Source organism: Enterobacter mori LMG 25706 (genome assembly GCF_000211415.1).
GTDB lineage: Bacteria > Pseudomonadota > Gammaproteobacteria > Enterobacterales > Enterobacteriaceae > Enterobacter > Enterobacter mori.
In genome coordinates this window covers 533,218-551,389 of the sequence record NZ_GL890774.1, presented here as the reverse complement: position 1 = coordinate 551,389, position 18,172 = coordinate 533,218, and the positions used below count along the sequence as shown (strand labels likewise).

The following is an 18,172-nucleotide window of genomic DNA, read 5'->3' as shown; positions in this document are numbered from 1 at the left end:
TTATTCTGGAGACTTGCAAATGGTCAGACGTACCAGACAGGATGCTGAAGAAACCCGGGAGCATATTTTAGACGCTGCGGAGCAATGTTTTCGGGATACGGGCATCTGTCGTACTACATTGCAGATGATAGCCACCAAAGCCGGATGTACCCGGGGGGCCATTTACTGGCATTTTAGTGGGAAAAATGGTCTTGTTAAACAAGTTGTTGAACGGACACCGCTTTTTCTGTTTACGGAAATCGAACTGGTAAAAATGCGCCCGGACCCTGTTATGGCGCTGTACAAGTGTTTATTAGAGGGGATTAAAGATGTAGAGGGAAACCGGCATCTGCGTAATGTGATTGAGATGACTGTATTCCGCCATGAATATACCGGAATGTTACGCGATGCTCATATTTCAGGGGAGGATAAAATGGGTGACCTGTTCGTCATGATTGATTCCGTTTTATCAGATGCCCAGAAAAAAGGAATTGTACAAACTGATATATCAACAAAAACACTTAGTCCAGCAATTTTCTATGTTTTCATGGGAGTTCTCAGAACTATTGTTTTGATGCCTTCTGATCGCGCGAAGATTATTCATTCTCTGTCAGCATTTAATTTCGTTTTTGATATTGTTCTTGGTAATAAGGAGGTGTGCAATGCAACATGATGTCATTTACGACCTCACTGAGTGGATTGAATCTCAGCTAGCGTCAAAGTTATCTCTGGATACGGTGGCGGCGAAATCAGGATATTCGAAATGGTATTTGCAGCGCTTTTACCATGAGCTAACAGGTGTTACCCTTAGTCGTTATATTCGCTTGCGAAAGTTATCTGCCGCTGCTACAGAGTTGCATATAACCCGGGCTCATATTCTAGATATTGCGCTGAAATATGGTTTCACCACGCAACAGGCGTTTACGCGTTCTTTCAAGGATTATTTCCACCAGACGCCAGCGAGATACAGAAATAAAGCTGTATGGGATTGTTCACAGCTTTATCCACCATATCAGAGGATAAAATATCCGGTATCAGAGCCTGACATTATTGTAGTACCACAACAAACTTTAATCGGTATGCAGCATTCATTTCCTTATACTTGTCTCTTTGAAGGCCTTAACAAGTTTGATATAGATGTGAGAATGAATTTTTTTAACAGACATTTCAGACACTACCCGGAACTTCCGTCCTATCTCAGTGGCATCAGTCACTTTGAGCCGAGCTGTTCAGGAAAACCCTGGGGGATGATAAGGTTTTCTACAGCAACAGAAGAGGAGTGTATGGTGAAATTTACCGGGAATGATAAATTAAAAAAAATCATAATCCCGGAAGGTAATTATGTTCGGTTTAATTACTCGGGCACCAGGGCGGATTTTCAGCAATTTATTATGGATGTGAACCGCTATCATTTGCCCCGATTGGGTATCGTCAGGAGAAAAGGGTATGATATTGAGCGCTATTTTATCTCTGACAAAAGGATACATTCATTACAATCAAATTTTATAAGTTGTAACTATCTGGTGCCGTGTTGTGATGCAATACATAAACCTGTTGTCGACAGGTTTATGTATTGCCTGAAAGATGTTCAGCCTTGACCGGCTATGGCAAACTGAATCAAGATCAATTTTAACTAAGGAGAATGTATGAAATATGTTATCACGGGGGTTGACGGGAAGTTAGGGGGACGTGTCGCTGAAAATATGATTTCAAGTGCGAATCCTGAGGAATTAATTTTTACCTGTCCTGAGCCCGGCAGAATAGATTCTGAATTACGTAACTGCTGGAAATCACTTGGGATAGAGCTCAGACAGGCGAATTATGATGATCCTGAAGGGATGGAAAAGTCTTTTGCAGGCGGAACGCGTCTTTTTATGGTCTCAGGCGTCCTGATTGGAGATAAACGGGTTCGGCAGCATAAAAATGTTATTGATGCAGCAGTAAATGCGGGAATGGAACACATTACATATACTTCATTCCTGGGCGCAACAAATCCGGCCTATGCTCATGTTTATGTTACGCCAGATCATACGGCTACAGAATTTTATCTGCGCGATTGTGGCCTGGATTTTAATGTTATGCGAAATAATCTTTATCTTGAAAACTATCTGACAACATCCGTAATGTTATCATTAATGTCCGGTAATAAATGGTACACGACCGCAGGAGAAGGAAAAGCAACTTTTATTGCGAAAGATGATAGTGCACTGGCTGGTTCGGCATTATTATTAGGCGCGGGGCAAGGTCGGCAGGCTTATATCATTACTGGCTCACAATCTGTATCTCAGCGCGAGCTATGTGAACTGGTAAGCAATGCCTCAGGTATTAATATCGAGTATTGCCCTGTAGACCAGGAAGAGTTCTTCAGGTATCTGGACTCAATCAATATACCGCGTGACACTGACCAAAATTTTTCTGCATCGCCGGTACCGTGGTGTGGAAATGATATGGTCACGAATGAAGCCAGTATAGCTGAAGGTCTGCTTGACGTTAAATCTACTGATTTTACTTTTCTGACATGCCGAAAACCCCGAACAGCGCAGGATTTAATTAACAACTACCGTTACATATGGGAAAATAAAGTGACTCACTGGCGTGATATAAAATAAAGAATAATCAGGAAATATGAGTCAATGACTAAAAAAGCTCACCTCGGTTAACAGGGATGTTATACATGCAACTGCGTGTTAATGCAACATTATATTTAAAAATCGCCCAAAACAGCGTATTGGTTAAAGGGTATGATTTATCAGACTGGCAACAGAGTGTTTCGGCCCGGAATACTCTGTTGCCGAAAAGGATATGAAATGAAAAAAAATCTTTTCATCTTATTACCTGCGCTGTTCAGTTTAAGTGCATGTAACTTACAACCACATTATGAACGACCTGACATTCCTGTGAAGAGTCAATGGATCAAGGACGGGCAACATAAAAATGCCGCTGATATTGAATGGCAAAGTTTCTTTTCTGATGCAACACTGAAGCAACTGGTGGCATGATCGCTACAGAACAACCGTGATCTTAAAGTCGCTGCATTGAATATTGAATCGGCAAGGGCACAGTATCGTATTGAAAGGTCCGCCTTATTCCCCACGATAGAGGCCAGTGGCAGTCAGACATCGTCTCATTTGCCAGGGAATTTGTATTCAACTCAGACTACCGGGCCGGTGACTTACCAGCAGTACGAAGCGAACCTTGGCGTGACATCTTGGGAGCTTGATTTTTTTGGCAGGCTTCGTAGCCTGAAAGCGCAGGCACTTGAAAACTATCTTTCCACAGAAGCAACTGCGCATGCTACACAAATCAGCCTGATATCGGAGGTCGTATCCAGTTATCTGACGCTGTGCGCAGATAAAGATTTACTTAAACTTGCCGGAGATACCGCGGAAAGTCAGCGTGAAACTTATGACTTAACTAAACAACGCTATGAAATGGATGTTGGCAGTGAACAGGATCTGTCCCAGGCGGAAACTACCCTGAGAAGCGCTGAAGCTGAAGTCTATCAATATACCCGACAAGTACAGCAGGATGCGAATGCTTTACGACTCTTGCTTGGTACAGAAATACCGATGAATATAGTGAAAAATGCTACTTTAGATAAAGCGTGGCATTTTCCCGCACTACCGGGCGGTATATCATCGGACGTTCTTACTAACAGGCCCGATATTATTGCAGCCGAACATACGCTCAAAGCAGCAAATGCCAACATTGGCGCGGCAAGAGCAGCCTTTTTCCCCACGATAAGTCTCACTGCGTCAGGAGGTTCGGCATCTGAAAGTCTCGGCCATTTGCTTGAAGGTGGTACAGCTGCCTGGTCTTTTGTGCCGAGCATCAGCGTCCCTATTTTTGATGGGGGTAAGAATAAGGCAAATCTTGATGTCGCTGAGGTCTCTAAACGAATTGAAATCGCCAATTATGAAAGGGCTATCCAGCAGGCATTTAAGGAAGTCTCAGATGCACTGGCAGGACAATCAACATATAAATATGAACTTGCCGCCAGGCAGCAGGATACTGCTGCTAACCAGCGATATTATGACCTTGCTAACAATAGATACCAGGTAGGTGTTGATGGGTATCTGAATGTTCTTGTTGCGCAGAGAGCTTTATTTGAGGCCCAAAAAACAGAGATATCGACCAGACTAAGTGAAATAACACAGCACGTTACCCTCTATAAGGTACTTGGTGGTGGCTGGAAATCATAATTAACGAACTGATGCCAGTGGCGGTAATTATGCCGCCATTTAAATATTCCTTATCTAATATGCATGGAGATATGATAAATGGCATTAAATGTTAAAAATAAATCAGTAGTTCGGGAGCATCGGGAAAGAATAATAAAATCGGCATCCTTATGTATTAGAAAAAAAGGGATCTGTGGTTCTTCAATGCATGATATCGCAGCTCATGCTCAATTGAGTGTAGGCCAGGTCTATCGATGCTTTGAAAGCAAAATGAAAATAGCGCAGGAAACACTTAAAGATAATATGGATAAGCAAATTAAATTACTAGTAGAAGTTTATTCTCAATCTGATCCTATTGATTACATTATTACGAAAAATATAATAAAAAATAATGCTCATGAGCAGTTGGTCTATGATTTGAAGGTGATTTTTCGCACGGAGTCTATGTATTATCCGGAACTGGAAAGCTTGCTTTTCGAACAAGAGGTAAGGCTAATGGAAAAGCATTCGTCGTTGGTAAGGTCGGCTGCGTTTATTCACAATTATGAGTCGGAATTGATTTTTGAAATTATTGACTCTTTAATTACCGAAACAACAATAAGCAGGAATCTAAACAGGAATAACTATGAAAATATTTCCATTATTTATAAAGAGATAATTTCTATAAAGTTATAAAGTTATAAAGTTATAAGGTTTTAGGCATGAATTATTCATATAAAATGTTATTTCCTTATCTTTTTGATGGTATTGGATGGGTGTAATATTTGACTTTCTCATGCCAGTTATGATGGCATTTTACTTTTTTGAAGGTGGTTAATAAATAAAACTAAATTATTTTTAAATTTCACCAACTCTTATACCAGTTAACCTAATATGAACCGCCTCGATTAATTTTGTCGGGCTGCAGTGACAGATCTTTAAAACAATTTCTACCATTACAGTTGCCACACTGAATCTAATAACATTGAAATTACTGGGCTGCCATATGAAAAATAAATCCTCTATAATATTATATTGTTTAGCTTTTGTTTTTATTTGTATTATGATTGTTTTTATATCCTACCTGGCTTCTGGATTTACAAATTATTTCTTGTTTTCTTATTTATTAAAATTTGGGATGGTTGGTGCAATGTTAGGGTTGATCATGATAAATATCATATTCCTGGTGATTGTTGTTTACTTAATTTTACTTCTGTTTAGAAAGTGAATGTAATTATCTAAATAGATATAGTACACAACCTCAACTAAAAGACACTGAAGTAAACTAAATAGCATTTTGGTTATTGCATTGATATATCATATTCTAGTGCAGTAGCCAAAAATGTCAATAGTATTAAAGGTAATCTACATAAATAACATTATGAAATGAGTTGATTATATTTACTACTTACTTCATATACATACAGGAACGATTTTACTTTTTACGACTGGCCCCACTAATTGCTATATTATGGAGATGAAATCACGTTTATAGAATATTTCGAGGGCATAAACTTAATCTATGCTTTGGTAAGGTTTAAGGGAATTATTAAGTTACTCTGGCACGAACCCGCTGTATGAACAGCCTTGTGAATCACTATCTGACCCTTTATTTTCCCGAAGCTGAACAATATCTGCATATGTCACGGGCAGAGTGGTCTGCCAGTTCTTACTACAGTTTCCCACACCGTCCTGTATCACGTTAATGGACCGGGATTTGTTTGTAAAACAGTCATGGGATGTTGTTGGTCGGAAGCAGTATAAACAGCAGTTTCTTGAACATCTCTATGACGTAGCTGAAAATTCCATTGCATTACCGTTGTCAGATGATTCTCTGGCAGTGACCACGTTCAGATTACAGCTTCACCGGTATGTGGAACTTTCGGCTCAATGATTAAAACTTGAGAAACAGGCAGAAAATTATTTACAGGAACGAAGTGACTACCGGCATTTACGTACGATCCCGGACATTGGCGCTGTCATTGCCCTGATGATAATTGCTGAAAGTGGTGATTTAACACGTTTTGCGCATTACCGACTATACCTAAGCTTCTGAGGTTTTAATCTTTCCGCCAGTAAGAGCGGGCAAAAACACAGTAGTTACCGATGGTCAAAACGTGGAAACGCACGGTTAAGATATGCCTTCTGGCTTGCCGCCACCGTAGCCGTAAGAACGAGAGAAAAACAGCTTCCGGTACAAATATGAACGCTATATCCGGGAAAATGGAGATAAACCTGATCAGAAAAGAAAAGCCATGACGGCTATGGCAACAAAAGTTGCAAGAGTGGCGCATGCAATTGTAAAACAGGATATTGATTATAAAGGTTATTACGAAATAAGCCATGGGACGTGATTCAACGGGCCGTAAGGCGCATCGCGACCATTAGATAATGTTCAACGTCCATGGCTTCCCAAAATGCAGTGTCAAGTCCTGTCGGGCCATCCGTACCCTTGTATATCATGGTAAGCATGTTTATAAGCCAAAAGGAAATGAGCAATATCGGATATAAAATAAACCATCGCCTTCTTATCAGATGGCTGGAGCCCTTTGCGTAAAAACAGTTGACTCAGACGGTAGTCCGTTATCCATGAGAAGCATGACGGGATATCCCCGGTTGGCTGCGATCCTGTCGGGTACACGAACTACTCACAGGGCTGGCAGATTCAGGTGTATTTCGATCGACAACGCCTCACGATTAAAATCATCAACGATATTGAACGTACGAAAACGACGACCGCAAATCTGAGAGTCGTGCATGAAATCAACGGACCAGCTTTGGTTTAACGCTTCAGGCGTAGCCAACGGTGCTGGATTACGCACAGGCAGAGGCTGTTTACCTTTGCGGCGAAAATTCAGTTTCAGCAGGCAGTAAATTCGGTGGATCCTTTTATGATTTCACGGGCAGCCAACCGCGTGAATGAGCTGCTCCCCTGGAACGTCACCCTATCTGTAAACTAATTTTTACCCCACGTCCTTCACGGGGCGCTTACACTCATGGCATTATTTATTTGGTTTTGCAGACAGATCTGGAGTGACCATCAGTTGAAGTTCCGTTTAAAATACTCACCTTATGACGTTTTTACCTGAAAAGGGCGCGGACATGGCCGGCAGGACGAAGGGAGTGATGCACAATGACGCTGACAGAAAAAGCAGGCAACCTGGCATGGTGTGCCCTCGTAGCGCTTGCGACTGCAAGACAGGACTGTGCCGTGGTGTCTCTGGCGCAGGAAAACCTTTTTCTTACTCGTTGGTTGAGTAACGCACTGAAACAGCGTCGGTTTTCTCGGGACGTTACCCCAGACATTGAATGGCTACTTAGGCAGGGGCGGGAGCAGGGCGTGCGGGCGAACCTGTCCGCCAAGCTTGAATACCTGTGGCGGTTCAGCAACGGAGAACAGGCGGTGCAAAGTGACCTGTTTCGACTGACGTATGCCCTGGATACGGCCCGGGAAATGCATTGGATTTACCGCATGCTGAGTAGGCGGGAGTGGTCGGGACGTCAGGCCGTCAATTTGAATGCCAGCGTGAATGGGATTTACCTCGTGCGCAAAAGTCTTGAGACAGCTTTTGACGACAACGGCTGCCAGGTGGCACCACTGATGGTCCGTCTAACCGGAGCTGTGGACGGTGTGCAGGCGCTGTTGATGCGTTGCGGATGGCGCGCGGAACCGGTCCGGGAGGGCGGGCTGCCCCACCTGTACCTTCTGCTTGCCATACAGGATGCAACTATAAAACGGTGATGAGTTGATGTGGATAGATGAGCACATTATTCTGACCGCACTGAAACATGGCAAGTGCATAAAAGGGTTTTAAATGGTACCAGCAATGCGAATGAATGTTAGAAACTTTCTGCAAGGTCGCAGACATACCGCTTAGGCATGAGAATTTTCAGTCGAGGAAGGGAATTTATAGGCCGAACGTTGGCCTGCCCATGACGCCACTATCGGTTCAATGAGCAATTAGTTTTGACAACAATCCTTCTGAAAGGAAAGGAACCAAAAGTTCTGGTGTTTTATTACATTAACCACGGGATTATAAAAACTCCCGCCACTAAGACTTATTGTGGCGGGAAAGGTCAGTGATAAAATTATGAAAAACATTCTCGTTTAAGCTAGCACAGGTGGAAAAAATAAAAGAATAATTCGTGCTATTCAGCCATTGAAATATTTATTATGCAGATGTAGGATTTCGCTCCGGATCAGCGTCTTTATACTGATGTCAACAGTCTTTGGCAGCCTACTGACCAAGAGAAGTCCAGACAGGGCAACGTCGTCGAGCAGATTCAAAAATTAACTCAACGAAGCCCTGCAATGTCCGGAGTGACAGGTTAAACATGCGCTTCATTAAGAACCGTGGTGAAAGCCATATTGGTGTAGTGGAGCGGTCGGCCACGATCTTTCACTCTGTGCACTGTCAGTTATACAGCAATGGCTGATTCATTAAACCATACCGTCAGGGAGCGCGCTGCCTGATAGCTTTGTTGTATACGGTCAATTTGACAACTTTAAAATTTGTTTGCCGTAGTGGTCTTATGTTGAAACGAACCTAGTGCTCACATCAGCCAATCATCTAAAGTTCTATCATTCAGAGTCTATTGTCACCTAAACAACCTTAAATACTGGGAATTTGTGCCCACTACAGTATAAGGCTTCTATACTGCTAAATTGTTCTAATCTTCAAAAAATTTTGCATGGGAATTTAGTCACAAGCCTCAAAACTTAAAAGTGCGAAACGCAGTGAAGCATTGCCACTTTAGGATCAGGGAAATCTAGCGTATGAACTGTTCGGCTTGTTATTCGCCTGACGCCTGCGATGTTGGAGCTGTTACCAGGTTCAAATATGGATTGTCGGGAGGAATCTCATCGAAAAGGCGTGCAGGATCAGCCAAAAGATAGCCATGCAGGCGTCGCGATTTTCTGGGGCCAGTCACATTGCAGGTCCAGATATTCAGCCCGTTATCCTGTTTACGATGCAATTGCAGCTTTTCAAATCTCTTCTGAATCCATTGCCAATCCGCAATATTCTCCTGTTTTGCAAGAAATGCAGTTTTTGGATGCTCCTGGGCATAGCGCTGAAACAATCCTGGGCTGACAAGGTAAACGGTATCGGTAACTGTATGCACCAAAGCTTTCGCATCGTTGATAATCAGTTTACGGCTTCTGATATGCTGATGCAGCCAGGCGATGAAGTGTTCGCCGGATGGAAGCACCTGAGTTTCGTTTTTCACTGCTATTGCGGAGGGAGCAGCAGGTGTTTGTAGCTCAGGTTCCTGATCTTGCCCGGGGCCTGTCTCTGTTGGTTTGTTCGATGATGCTGTGGTCGACGGCAGTTCGACGTCCCGTGTCCCGAGCAAGTCGAGCAAGGCCTCGACGCCATCTGCGCTGGGCGCTTGCGTGCCAGGTGCAGGAGCGCAGAGCGCTGGAGCGGATGCCGTTCCGGTGGTAGGCAAAGGCTGCTCCGAAACGTTAGGTGAAGCGGGGGATGCATCCGCCGCAGCGGTGTCGTCCTGCACCATTTCCACGGTTCCCTGAAACGCCGGCGGACGCTCATTGCCTTCCCATATCAAAGCTGGTGCGAGCCGAAGCAGCGTGAACGTGTGGGTCCAGCCAGAGTCGCTGGTGACGACCGCTTTCCAGATGGCCTTGTCCTCTGCTGTGGTCTGGAGCATGCCGTGGTCCTGCAGGATGTTGAAGACGGCCGTGTTGTTGACCGGAATTCCCTCAATGCCCTGAGACAGCAAATGTGCGCGTAGCTTGTCTGAAGCCGTCTTGGAAACGAGCCATAACGCTTCCTGCGTCAGCCACCCATCCGACGCCTGCGGCTGGTTCAGTTTCAGCTCTTCCTTGAGCAGATAGCGAAGCCCCTCCAGCAATTTGCGCTGCAATGCATGCTTCGGTGCGGCCATCGCCTTCGCGGGATCGCCACCAAGTTCCTGCGCCACGGAAGCGCGGTCGGCTTGCGTGACGAGTTCGCCCAATACTCCGGCGTGCTCATGCTGGCCGGCCAGAACATAAAGTAGCGCCGCCCACAGTTCCGGGTAGTTGCTAAGCCAGTCAAGGATCTCGCCATCGAGCACGTGGTTGTACAGCAATCCACTCGCGGCGTTGTGCAGGCGGTACTCCCGATCCTTGCGATAGCGGAAGCGATATAGATGGTGTAACGGTCCGTGCCAGGGGTGCCACAGATTGCCGTCACTAATCTCGACGTGCAGGTCGACTGCTATTTTGCCGATGTCATGCAATAGCGCCGCATAGGCTGTGGCGGTTGTCCAGGCCTCGGCTTGCGCGGCTTGATCCTCCGGTGTCGCTCCTGCCGGGAGAAGGTGAGACTGTCGCAACTTTAGCGCATAGGCGACGATCTCAAGCCCGTGGTCAAGCAGGCCGCCGGGATAGGCGTGGTGGTGTGATTCCGATGCCGGAAACTGCTGGACCAACTCGGCGTATCGTTCCAGTGGACCGAGATACAGCACTGCGAATTGCTGACGCGAGAGCGAAGTCCGCTGCCATATGTACTCCAGCAGTTTCTGCCGGCGCGCTGTGGACAGCAGCGATGCGGCCGTCTCCGGCGCTATCCACCCTTTGGCCTTTGTTGCAGTGGCGGGCGCTGCGGTAGCGGCCTGCACGGGGCGTTTTCGTTGGAACAGCGTGAACATGGAAGCACCTGAAGTAGTGGTCACCGCGGAACCTTTTCCTTTTCCGGATAGGCCCATTCCCCTTGGGGCCCATTCCCTTGCCCCTTGACGACCTTTTGCCCTTGCCGAAACCCTTTGATATAGCCCTCTGGGCCAGTTCCAGCTAGCAGGAATGCGGCACGGATGCCGTCCCTTTGTCATCGTCCGCGACGCACTCACACGACAGCTCCAGGCTGCGACGGAATTTGGCCTTATCTACCGGAAAAAATTGATCTTTTTATTGCTCCAGCAAATTGCGATGTGCAATCCTTGTGGTGTGCCACTCATAGGCGCCGGGTGTGAGAACCCGAACTTGATACCAGCGGGTCGCGTTATGGCGATCCGTAGGGCAGACGTTTGCGTCAGGCCGGTCTGGTATCAGCCGGTTTCTCACCCCTGCAGGTCGCCGCCATCTGTCGGATTCCATTCCGGGCGGCGCAGGGGAACAAGGCCACGGAGGGGACAGCATGGATCATTCAGACAACAACGGCGGAACCAGCATTCACGCGCAACGGGCCTATGCACTCATTATGTCGGGCGTGGCGGAATGCGATTCGGCATTGGACCAGCGGCTATTGCTCGACTCTCTCATCTGCCAGTGTGCGGTATTCACCCGTATTCTGGGGGGGCGAACGCGAATCTTTTGGTCTGCTGGAGAAGTTGAGGCGCGTTGATCTCGATACCGCGGGCGGCCTGATGCCTGCCACGCAGCATTGAGATCCGCCGACGGTTGATGCGAGCCCTGCCGTCTCACAAGCAGGTCGATCTGAGAGCTGCCACCTTGCGTTTTCGTTAGTCAGTGACTAATATGTCATCAATGACTAATGGAGGTGCGGCATGGCAATGACTACGATGACCATCAGGAACATTGACGAGGGGCTTAAAGCGCGTCTGCGCGTGCAAGCCGCTCAGCATGGCCGTTCGATGGAAGATGAGGCTCGCGACATCTTGCGGGCGGCTTTATCGACCGAGACTGCACGCGGCAATTCTTTGATCGAGGCTATCCGTGCGCGGGTAGAGCCGCTAGGCGGGATCGAGCTGGACCTGCCGGCGCGGGATGACATTCGTAACCCTCCGGAGTTTGGTGCATGATCGTCCTCGACACCAACGTTCTGTCCGAGACACTTCGCCCAGTTCCCGATGCGCTTGCGCTGGCCTGGCTGGCTCAGCAACCTCGCTCAGCGTTGTTCACCACGACAGTCACGCGGGCAGAGTTGTTGTATGGCGTGCGCCTGCTGCCGGACGGCCAACGCAAGGCCGCGCTCATGGAGGCGATTCACGGCATCTTCTCTTCGGATATGGCCGGACAGGTGCTGAGCTTCGACAATGACGCATCCGATGCCTACGCCGAAATCGCAGCATCACGCAAACTGGCAGGCAAGCCGATCAGCCAGTTCGACGCCATGATCGCGGCGATCGCAAAGTCGCGAGGCGCCAGCCTGGCAACCCGCAACGTCAAGGACTTCGTGGACTGTGGCATCACGGTGATCGATCCGTGGAAGCGTTGATCCAGGTGCTTGAGAAACTAGAACGAACAAAGCTCCCTTGTGGAGGTCTGAAGTAAGAAAGCAGTGCCTCCAACCCGTCTGCGAACGACACAGGAAGATATTTCGACGATGAACTAATGCAACAGTGAGAAGCGAGGATATGGCCATGGCAACGCACGCACACAACAAGGGATGGGCCTATCGGCTCGGTAGCGGCATGGGGCGTGCATGGCGTGGTTATACACGGTTGGAAAAGAAGGCTGCTCGCTGGCTGGTTGCGCAAGGCGTCCCCGGACTGGTGGCGTCGGCTCTCCCGTGGCTTGCCAGGCTCGTAGTGCTTGGCGTTCTCCTCTACGTCGCCTTCTGGCTGGCCTTGCTGCTCCTGTTCGCTGTCGCAGTTGCCTGGTCAGCCGGACGTGGCGACGCCCCGGAAGAAAAGATGTGGGTGTTTACCAGTCAGGAAGATCTCCGCGAGACACCAGGATACGATCCGGTGCCTTACAACGATACTGATCATCCTGACTTCCCCGATGAAAAGGACCTCTGAACTCCAAGCTACTTCAGCTTGCTTGAAACGACGCCAGGTCCTTTCCCTCCAGCAGATGCTGCGTCTTTGGTGCTGTTCGAAAAGGCGGAAATCACTCCAGCTGCACGAACCCCAACCCAAGTCAGCGCGGTGAGCCAGAACCCAGGCAGCACCAGGAACATCGTCGCCATGACGAAATTCAACAAGAGATCCCCGAACGCGTTGTTCAGCCCCATCACCGGGTCAAAATTGGTCATCGGGCGGTTGTAGCCCCATCCCCATCCATAGAGCGCGTCCAGGATCGTGGAATCGACCCACCGTGCCAATTGGAACCAGAAATCCACGAAGAACAGGGCGAACTGGACCACGCTGACAGTCACCACGGTCTTCAGGTCGTAGGTGCCGATCACCAGCACGAGCGGAATGGATATTACCAAGGCCATCTTCAGCAGCGACAACGCCATGGGCAAAGCCTGGCGCATGACATCCATCGCCGGGAAGAACCCCAAGGCACCCACCGCCATCCCCACATCGCCCGCGGCTCGGGTAACGACATTCGGCAAGGTCTTGTCGATCTGCCCGCCGTAATCTGTGTAGACGGCGCCCTGGTTCAGCTTTTGCTGACGCGGGGCCGCGATGGCGCGGATCACGGAATCGTCCAACTGGGTCCTGGAGATGAAGCCAGCCCAGTTCGCCATGCGCGAGAGCAGGTTGGGGTCGACCTGAGCCAGCAGGCGGGCGCGCAGGCCGGTTGAGCCATCCGACCACCATTCCCGGCAGTTTGGGTAACCGGCGCCGCTAGGCACCTCGGTCAGCCCAGCATCACGGCTGTCATCGTAGGGCCATGACTCGCGAGGCGTGCTTGAGCGATAAGTGTCGTAGTAGCCGGGCGTGTCGACAAAGTAATTGGAGCCGATCCAGCTGACGTCCGCCATCTGCTCTTCGCTCAGAGTCGGCCGGTTCATGAACAGCTTGGCTCGGGCGGGACCGTAGCAATTGAGCGCGAAATCAGTCACTTCCTGGGCCAGCAAGGGGTCGTCGATACGGGTGTTGTCGATGTCCATCCTCATCTGCCGCAGGTCGGTTCCGCACGGGAGCGCCGCGACGGCGGCGCCGGTGACGGCCCTGGAGATCGAGTGCATGAAAAACCACCAGACCGGCACCTTGGCCGACTGGTTGTTGAGCGTGGTGAATGACTGGCCCCAACCCGTATCGCTGGGCGCGGGAACGTTCACCTGGCACTGGCTGGAGCGGGACTGATCGAAGCTGATGGTATTGAGATCCACATCGATGAACGGAATGCCGGCGAACATGATCACCACGATGGCGACGAACACTCGGTTTTCGATCCGCATCGAGGAAAGCACGCCCTTGTTGCCCTCGTCAGCTCCCTCCGCGCGTGCTTTCAGCCATTCCTGAATGACGATCGCGATAAACGGGAGCGCAAACAGGCCGCTGGCGACCAGGACCGACCAGATGCCGTTATGAACGATCCACCCAACCAGTGTCAGGTAATACTCCAAATAATCGGACGTATAGAGCGTCATGGTGTCCTCCGCTCATCAAGTGGACTGCAGCAGCAGGCTGCCTTCCAGAACGGCCAGAGCCACCACGCCGGCGATTTCGACACGGATGAGGCACTGGTATGGTTCCGTACCAGGTTCGCGAGCCAGTACCCGTTTACGCATCCAGAACCAACCCCAGGCGAGGCCCGCATAAAGCAGCAGACGCCAAGCCAGGAAATAGTCCGTATGGTCGTCCATCCAGCGCTGCCAGCCTTCGATACTGCCAAGCACACGGATGCCAATCAGGTTGATGGCGATCGCCACAACAAGCAGCAGGATCGTCCACAGCAACGCGAAGCCGACACGGCGATTGAACAACCACCGCATGCGAAGCCAGGCCGGGATCATGGATTGCTTCCTCCCGATTGCGAGCGCTGCAATTCATCGAGGCGATTGGGGATGGGATCGCCCTGGTACACACCACGCGAACCCGCAGCCCGGGTGCTGTGGCGCTGGATGATCTGCATCGGGGAGTTGTTGGCCAGCGCACGGCGCAGTTCGAGCTCGGTCTTGAGGTTGTTGATCTCGCGGTCGAGAATGTTGCTCTCCTGCGTGACCGCCTCCTGGGCCATTTCGTTCGCTGCCACATTCGGCTCCATCCGCCCGGTCAGCAGCGTGCGCTGAAGCAGCAATGCTTTTTCCTGCACGCTGGCGAGCGCAACCTCGGAAGCGAGACGCCTTGCGAGGATGTCCTGATCGGGTTCATCACGCAGCGCCTCGATCACGCCACGGGTAATCGGCAACGAGGTGCTGCTGGCCGCCTGCAGGTTGTCGAAGCTCATCGACTTGCTGCCCGAGATCAGTTCCTGCAAGCTCTCCAGCTTGGTCTCGTACTCTTCCTGAATGAGCGGTGTCAGACCGACGCCGGGCGTGGTCTGCGTCTTGGTGCAGCTCTCGCAGGTGCGTTGTTCCTGCTCGCCCAGCACACGCGTAGCCCAGGTGACGGCAGCCTGCGGAGAGGTCCAGGTCTGGCACGCCAGCCGGTCGCCGCAACTGCCGGAATCGATGGATGAGGTGTCATCGACGCTGCGCCCGTTGACTAGGTTGTAGCCGGCGCGCGTCACGTCAGCGACCACGCGGATAGGCGCCTGGCCCGAGCCGCCGGCATTGTCGCCTCCGACCCAGGGCACGCCTTCATTGCCCTTGCTGCTTTCTGCCTCCTCGATCGCGGAAACCGCATCGGTGCTGGCAACCGCCTTCTTGAGCGCCATGCCTTCCGCGAGCTGGTCCCAGCCGAGCTGGCCACCGGCCATGTCGGCCATCCTGTTCGCGATCGCCCTGCAGGTGAGTTTCGAGCGGTCGAAATCGAGCCTGGCTTGCAGGACACCGTTGGTGAGCAGGTTATAGAGACCGGGATCGGCGCGCTGGATGATCAGCGCAGGCAGCGAAGCCACCGCACTGGTGGCGTTCTGGATCACATTCGACATGATGGTCTGGAACCCGTTGGTGATGCCGTTCAACTGGTTCTGCAGCGTGGTGGTGAGGCTCATGTCGCCGCAAATGAGGTTGCTGTTCCAGCCAACGCCAACGCCGATCGAGCGCATGTTTGCCGCACCCGTCATGGATACCGCCCGTCCGCCGCCGATGCTGTACAGCACATCGTCGCCAATGACGCTGCCGCGATGCTGCAGGCCATATTCGTTGACACTCGTCTGGGCGACAGCACCAGAGCATGCCGCCGTCAGGGCGCAAACAAGCAGGCCCCTGCGGAAGTGCTTGCTGAGTGCGGGAGTGGAGGATGAAGTCATCGTGCGCTCCCTCCGCTAAAGTCGACGCTGCCGAGGAAGGTCTGTCCGCGGCGCTGGCAGCAGCTGTAGGGCCGCCAGAGCGCCCAGGCATAGTCGCCTTGCTGGGCCTGGACGCGCTGGTTGGAATGGGGAAAGACGGCGCACGAACTGGACATCGTGGGCGTGAGTTCCTGCCACTTGCCCGTTGAGGCGTCGCCTTCGACGAATTCGCCAGACGGCCAGTAGCCGTCGCGCGCGGTGGCGAGCAGAGGCTGGTAGACGTGAATCTGGCCGCGGCGGGTGACGATATCGCCGGCGCGCTGCGCGACGACCGCACCGCTCTTGTAGTCATCGGTCTGATGCAGGAACCCGCCCCTCGGGTATACGGCGCCCCACAGGTTAAGAGAAGTCCGCGCCCCGATTTCGCGCATGCCAGGGATCAGTGCTTCCGGATAGACGGCCTCCGGCACGTTGTAGCGCCATGCCACCGTGTCGAGCGTGCTCAGCAGGTATGGCATGAAGGCCGTGCCTGCACCTTCGCAGGAATAGCCCGAAGCACTGGCGAGCTGACCCAGGACAGCCCCGCCGGGGTGGCCGATCACGTCAGCGTTTTTGAACTTCGACAGGTTGTTTTCGTGGTCCTGATTCGTCGTGCCATCGCCGCCGGCCTGTGCCGTGGTGTTCGGCATGCTCATGGCACGCACTTCTACCCACGGATTCTCGCCAGTATTGGCATAGCTGGAAACCACGGCATCGGGCACGTAATGGCTAACTTTCACCGACGTCCGTACCGAGCAGCCGAAAGTGGTGCAGAAGAGCCAGTAGCAGACCCCGACGACCCGGTATTCGAGGCAATCGGGGGATAGGGCTGAAACTGTGATCGATGCGGTGTTGAGCGCGAAGGCCGACGATGCGGTTCCAAGCATCAGGGCCGCGATTGCGGCGCGGAGACGACGGGCGCGCTTCATGGCTGCGCCCTCCGGTATGCCTCTATACGGGCTACCGCCCTGGCTACGTCCGGCTCACCGTAAATGACATAGCGCCGGTCGACCACGACTGCGGGAACGGTTGAAACGCTGAGGCCCCATGCATCGGCTACGCCCTGCCAGGCGGAAGCAAGGTCACGTTGCAGCTGCGAGCCTCCCTGCTGAAGACGTCCCTGGACGATGCTCTGGGCACGATGGGGATCGGCGGGCAGATCGGCCGCGAGGCTGGCCTCGATTTCCTGTGCAGCGTCGATATGGACGACATTGGCGTTATCCGCCGATTTTAGCGTGACAGATCGGTCGGTGAAAACCGTCACTTCTGCGGTACTGGCCGCCTGACTGGCCAGGCCCAATGCTACGCATAAGGCGCTGGCTACCGCCGATGGAAAGCGTATCGGCCCGGATTGGGTGCGAAACGGGTTGAGCATGTCCGGACTCCTGAAACAGGTTGCTGTTGTGGATTCTCCGAGTTCATCCAGAACGTGCTCGCGGGTCAGTCAACAATCGGAAATCCACCGTATCCGTATTGTGCTCGCTGCACAAACCTCGATACTCATTGTTGAGGAGTTGTGCTGGTTTCCAGCATGCCTCTTTGAAGCCAAGGCTTACTTTCCTGTGATGTCAGTCCGAGGGCTGGAGTCTCTACTAAGCGGGCTAGCCACGGCTATCTGCCATTAGTCTCGATCTCAAACAAGGCGCCTTAATAGTAGGCCGCATTGCCTTCACTATCCGTCGCAACCGTGTTTGCGGAGTCCATTCAGTGCTGGCAATGACCTGGCCTATGGTCAGACGCCTGTTGATAGAATGGACCGAAGTAATAAGTGGCCAGTTATTTTGGCATGGACGATGATGAGACGTTGCGGTTCAAGCTGGTCTAGCCAGCCTGGTTTGTTCAAGTACCATGATTATTTGAAGTCATTGGATTAGCGTTCGTTATGCCAAGCTATCTGGGTAACTGGCTAACACCATCATCAGGTACTCCTGAGTCCTTTTCCCTGTCTGCGTCGCCATCGGTGCATAGCAAATCCAATGCTGACAACAGTACATCACCTTCGACGGGGCCTGGCAGG

At 51.0% G+C, this 18,172-nt stretch carries 14 protein-coding genes and 4 pseudogenes; 10 read left to right on the top strand and 8 right to left on the bottom strand.

Going from position 1 to position 18,172, the window contains the following annotated elements:
• The first annotated feature begins 19 nt into the window (after positions 1-19).
• The 6 genes and pseudogenes from ENTMO_RS0104495 to ENTMO_RS24985 all read left to right on the top strand — a co-directional run.
• The gene (locus tag ENTMO_RS0104495; protein ID WP_010427623.1) at positions 20-652 is read left to right on the top strand and encodes a TetR family transcriptional regulator; all 633 of its coding nucleotides are present in this window, start codon (positions 20-22) and stop codon (positions 650-652) included.
• Positions 642-1,577 carry a helix-turn-helix domain-containing protein gene (locus ENTMO_RS23780; RefSeq protein WP_010427622.1) on the top strand — a complete coding sequence of 312 codons (936 nt, stop codon included), beginning with the start codon at positions 642-644 and terminating at the stop codon, positions 1,575-1,577. The genes ENTMO_RS0104495 and ENTMO_RS23780 overlap by 11 nt, the downstream gene beginning before the upstream one ends.
• Before the next feature lie 48 nt (positions 1,578-1,625).
• Positions 1,626-2,588 (top strand): NmrA family NAD(P)-binding protein, encoded by a 963-nt coding sequence (locus ENTMO_RS0104485; protein ID WP_010427620.1) that lies wholly within the window; start codon positions 1,626-1,628, stop codon positions 2,586-2,588.
• 198 nt (positions 2,589-2,786) lie between these two features.
• Positions 2,787-4,181 (top strand): annotated as a pseudogene (locus ENTMO_RS23775) (efflux transporter outer membrane subunit).
• A 78-nt stretch (positions 4,182-4,259) separates the two neighbouring features.
• Positions 4,260-4,835, top strand: a complete 576-nt coding sequence (locus ENTMO_RS0104475; RefSeq protein ID WP_071985401.1) for a TetR/AcrR family transcriptional regulator — start codon at positions 4,260-4,262, stop codon at positions 4,833-4,835.
• Between the two features lie 857 nt (positions 4,836-5,692).
• Positions 5,693-6,493 (top strand): annotated as a pseudogene (locus ENTMO_RS24985) (transposase); the annotation flags it as partial.
• Positions 6,494-6,718: 225 nt separating this feature from the next.
• On the opposite strand, the pseudogene ENTMO_RS24980 reads toward ENTMO_RS24985, so the two are convergent.
• Positions 6,719-7,036, bottom strand: a pseudogene (locus ENTMO_RS24980) (DDE-type integrase/transposase/recombinase); the annotation flags it as partial.
• Between the two features lie 236 nt (positions 7,037-7,272).
• Between ENTMO_RS24980 and ENTMO_RS0104465 the strand changes: the two are divergent.
• Positions 7,273-7,881, top strand: coding sequence for a DUF2913 family protein (locus ENTMO_RS0104465; protein ID WP_010427611.1), 609 nt, complete (start codon positions 7,273-7,275; stop codon positions 7,879-7,881).
• 435 nt (positions 7,882-8,316) lie between these two features.
• On the opposite strand, the pseudogene ENTMO_RS26410 reads toward ENTMO_RS0104465, so the two are convergent.
• Both ENTMO_RS26410 and mobH read right to left on the bottom strand, forming a co-directional pair.
• Positions 8,317-8,635 (bottom strand): annotated as a pseudogene (locus ENTMO_RS26410) (transposase); the annotation flags it as partial.
• Between the two features lie 298 nt (positions 8,636-8,933).
• Positions 8,934-10,793: a MobH family relaxase gene (gene mobH, locus ENTMO_RS0104460; protein WP_010427609.1), complete on the bottom strand. Its 1,860-nt coding sequence runs from the start codon at positions 10,791-10,793 to the stop codon at positions 8,934-8,936.
• 855 nt (positions 10,794-11,648) lie between these two features.
• Here mobH and ENTMO_RS0104450 point away from each other — a divergent pair.
• From ENTMO_RS0104450 to ENTMO_RS0104440, 3 genes are all read left to right on the top strand, one after another.
• Positions 11,649-11,903, top strand: coding sequence for a FitA-like ribbon-helix-helix domain-containing protein (locus ENTMO_RS0104450; protein WP_010427605.1), 255 nt, complete (start codon positions 11,649-11,651; stop codon positions 11,901-11,903).
• Entirely contained in the window at positions 11,900-12,319 is a 420-nt protein-coding gene (locus ENTMO_RS0104445; protein ID WP_010427603.1) for a type II toxin-antitoxin system VapC family toxin, read from the top strand. The genes ENTMO_RS0104450 and ENTMO_RS0104445 overlap by 4 nt, the downstream gene beginning before the upstream one ends.
• A gap of 145 nt (positions 12,320-12,464) precedes the next feature.
• Positions 12,465-12,845, top strand: coding sequence for a DUF3742 family protein (locus ENTMO_RS0104440; RefSeq protein WP_010427601.1), 381 nt, complete (start codon positions 12,465-12,467; stop codon positions 12,843-12,845).
• An 8-nt stretch (positions 12,846-12,853) separates the two neighbouring features.
• Here the strand turns inward: ENTMO_RS0104440 and ENTMO_RS0104435 are convergent, their stop codons facing one another.
• The 5 genes from ENTMO_RS0104435 to ENTMO_RS0104415 are packed head-to-tail and all read right to left on the bottom strand — an operon-like array spanning position 12,854 to position 17,530.
• The gene (locus tag ENTMO_RS0104435) at positions 12,854-14,371 is read right to left on the bottom strand and encodes a conjugal transfer protein TraG N-terminal domain-containing protein (RefSeq protein WP_010427598.1); all 1,518 of its coding nucleotides are present in this window, start codon (positions 14,369-14,371) and stop codon (positions 12,854-12,856) included.
• Positions 14,372-14,386: 15 nt separating this feature from the next.
• Positions 14,387-14,737: a hypothetical protein gene (locus tag ENTMO_RS0104430; RefSeq protein ID WP_010427596.1), complete on the bottom strand. Its 351-nt coding sequence runs from the start codon at positions 14,735-14,737 to the stop codon at positions 14,387-14,389.
• Complete coding sequence (locus tag ENTMO_RS0104425) at positions 14,734-16,137, bottom strand: integrating conjugative element protein (protein ID WP_010427594.1); 1,404 nt, start codon at positions 16,135-16,137, stop codon at positions 14,734-14,736. Before ENTMO_RS0104425 ends, ENTMO_RS0104430 begins: the two co-directional genes overlap by 4 nt.
• Complete coding sequence (locus ENTMO_RS0104420) at positions 16,134-17,084, bottom strand: TIGR03756 family integrating conjugative element protein (protein ID WP_010427591.1); 951 nt, start codon at positions 17,082-17,084, stop codon at positions 16,134-16,136. The genes ENTMO_RS0104425 and ENTMO_RS0104420 overlap by 4 nt, the downstream gene beginning before the upstream one ends.
• Complete coding sequence (locus ENTMO_RS0104415) at positions 17,081-17,530, bottom strand: TIGR03757 family integrating conjugative element protein (RefSeq protein WP_010427589.1); 450 nt, start codon at positions 17,528-17,530, stop codon at positions 17,081-17,083. The genes ENTMO_RS0104420 and ENTMO_RS0104415 overlap by 4 nt, the downstream gene beginning before the upstream one ends.
• Positions 17,531-18,172 lie beyond the last annotated feature (642 nt).

Coding starts and splice junctions, on each gene's coding strand:
- ENTMO_RS0104440 (WP_010427601.1), top strand. CDS start 12,465: ATGGCAACGCACGCACACAACAAGGGATGGGCCTATCGGCTCGGTAGC.
- ENTMO_RS0104415 (WP_010427589.1), bottom strand. CDS start 17,530: ATGCTCAACCCGTTTCGCACCCAATCCGGGCCGATACGCTTTCCATCG.
- ENTMO_RS0104475 (WP_071985401.1), top strand. CDS start 4,260: ATGGCATTAAATGTTAAAAATAAATCAGTAGTTCGGGAGCATCGGGAA.
- ENTMO_RS0104445 (WP_010427603.1), top strand. CDS start 11,900: ATGATCGTCCTCGACACCAACGTTCTGTCCGAGACACTTCGCCCAGTT.
- ENTMO_RS0104485 (WP_010427620.1), top strand. CDS start 1,626: ATGAAATATGTTATCACGGGGGTTGACGGGAAGTTAGGGGGACGTGTC.
- ENTMO_RS0104420 (WP_010427591.1), bottom strand. CDS start 17,084: ATGAAGCGCGCCCGTCGTCTCCGCGCCGCAATCGCGGCCCTGATGCTT.
- ENTMO_RS0104450 (WP_010427605.1), top strand. CDS start 11,649: ATGGCAATGACTACGATGACCATCAGGAACATTGACGAGGGGCTTAAA.
- ENTMO_RS23780 (WP_010427622.1), top strand. CDS start 642: ATGCAACATGATGTCATTTACGACCTCACTGAGTGGATTGAATCTCAG.
- ENTMO_RS0104425 (WP_010427594.1), bottom strand. CDS start 16,137: ATGACTTCATCCTCCACTCCCGCACTCAGCAAGCACTTCCGCAGGGGC.
- ENTMO_RS0104435 (WP_010427598.1), bottom strand. CDS start 14,371: ATGACGCTCTATACGTCCGATTATTTGGAGTATTACCTGACACTGGTT.
- ENTMO_RS0104495 (WP_010427623.1), top strand. CDS start 20: ATGGTCAGACGTACCAGACAGGATGCTGAAGAAACCCGGGAGCATATT.
- ENTMO_RS0104430 (WP_010427596.1), bottom strand. CDS start 14,737: ATGATCCCGGCCTGGCTTCGCATGCGGTGGTTGTTCAATCGCCGTGTC.
- ENTMO_RS0104465 (WP_010427611.1), top strand. CDS start 7,273: ATGACGCTGACAGAAAAAGCAGGCAACCTGGCATGGTGTGCCCTCGTA.
- mobH (WP_010427609.1), bottom strand. CDS start 10,793: ATGTTCACGCTGTTCCAACGAAAACGCCCCGTGCAGGCCGCTACCGCA.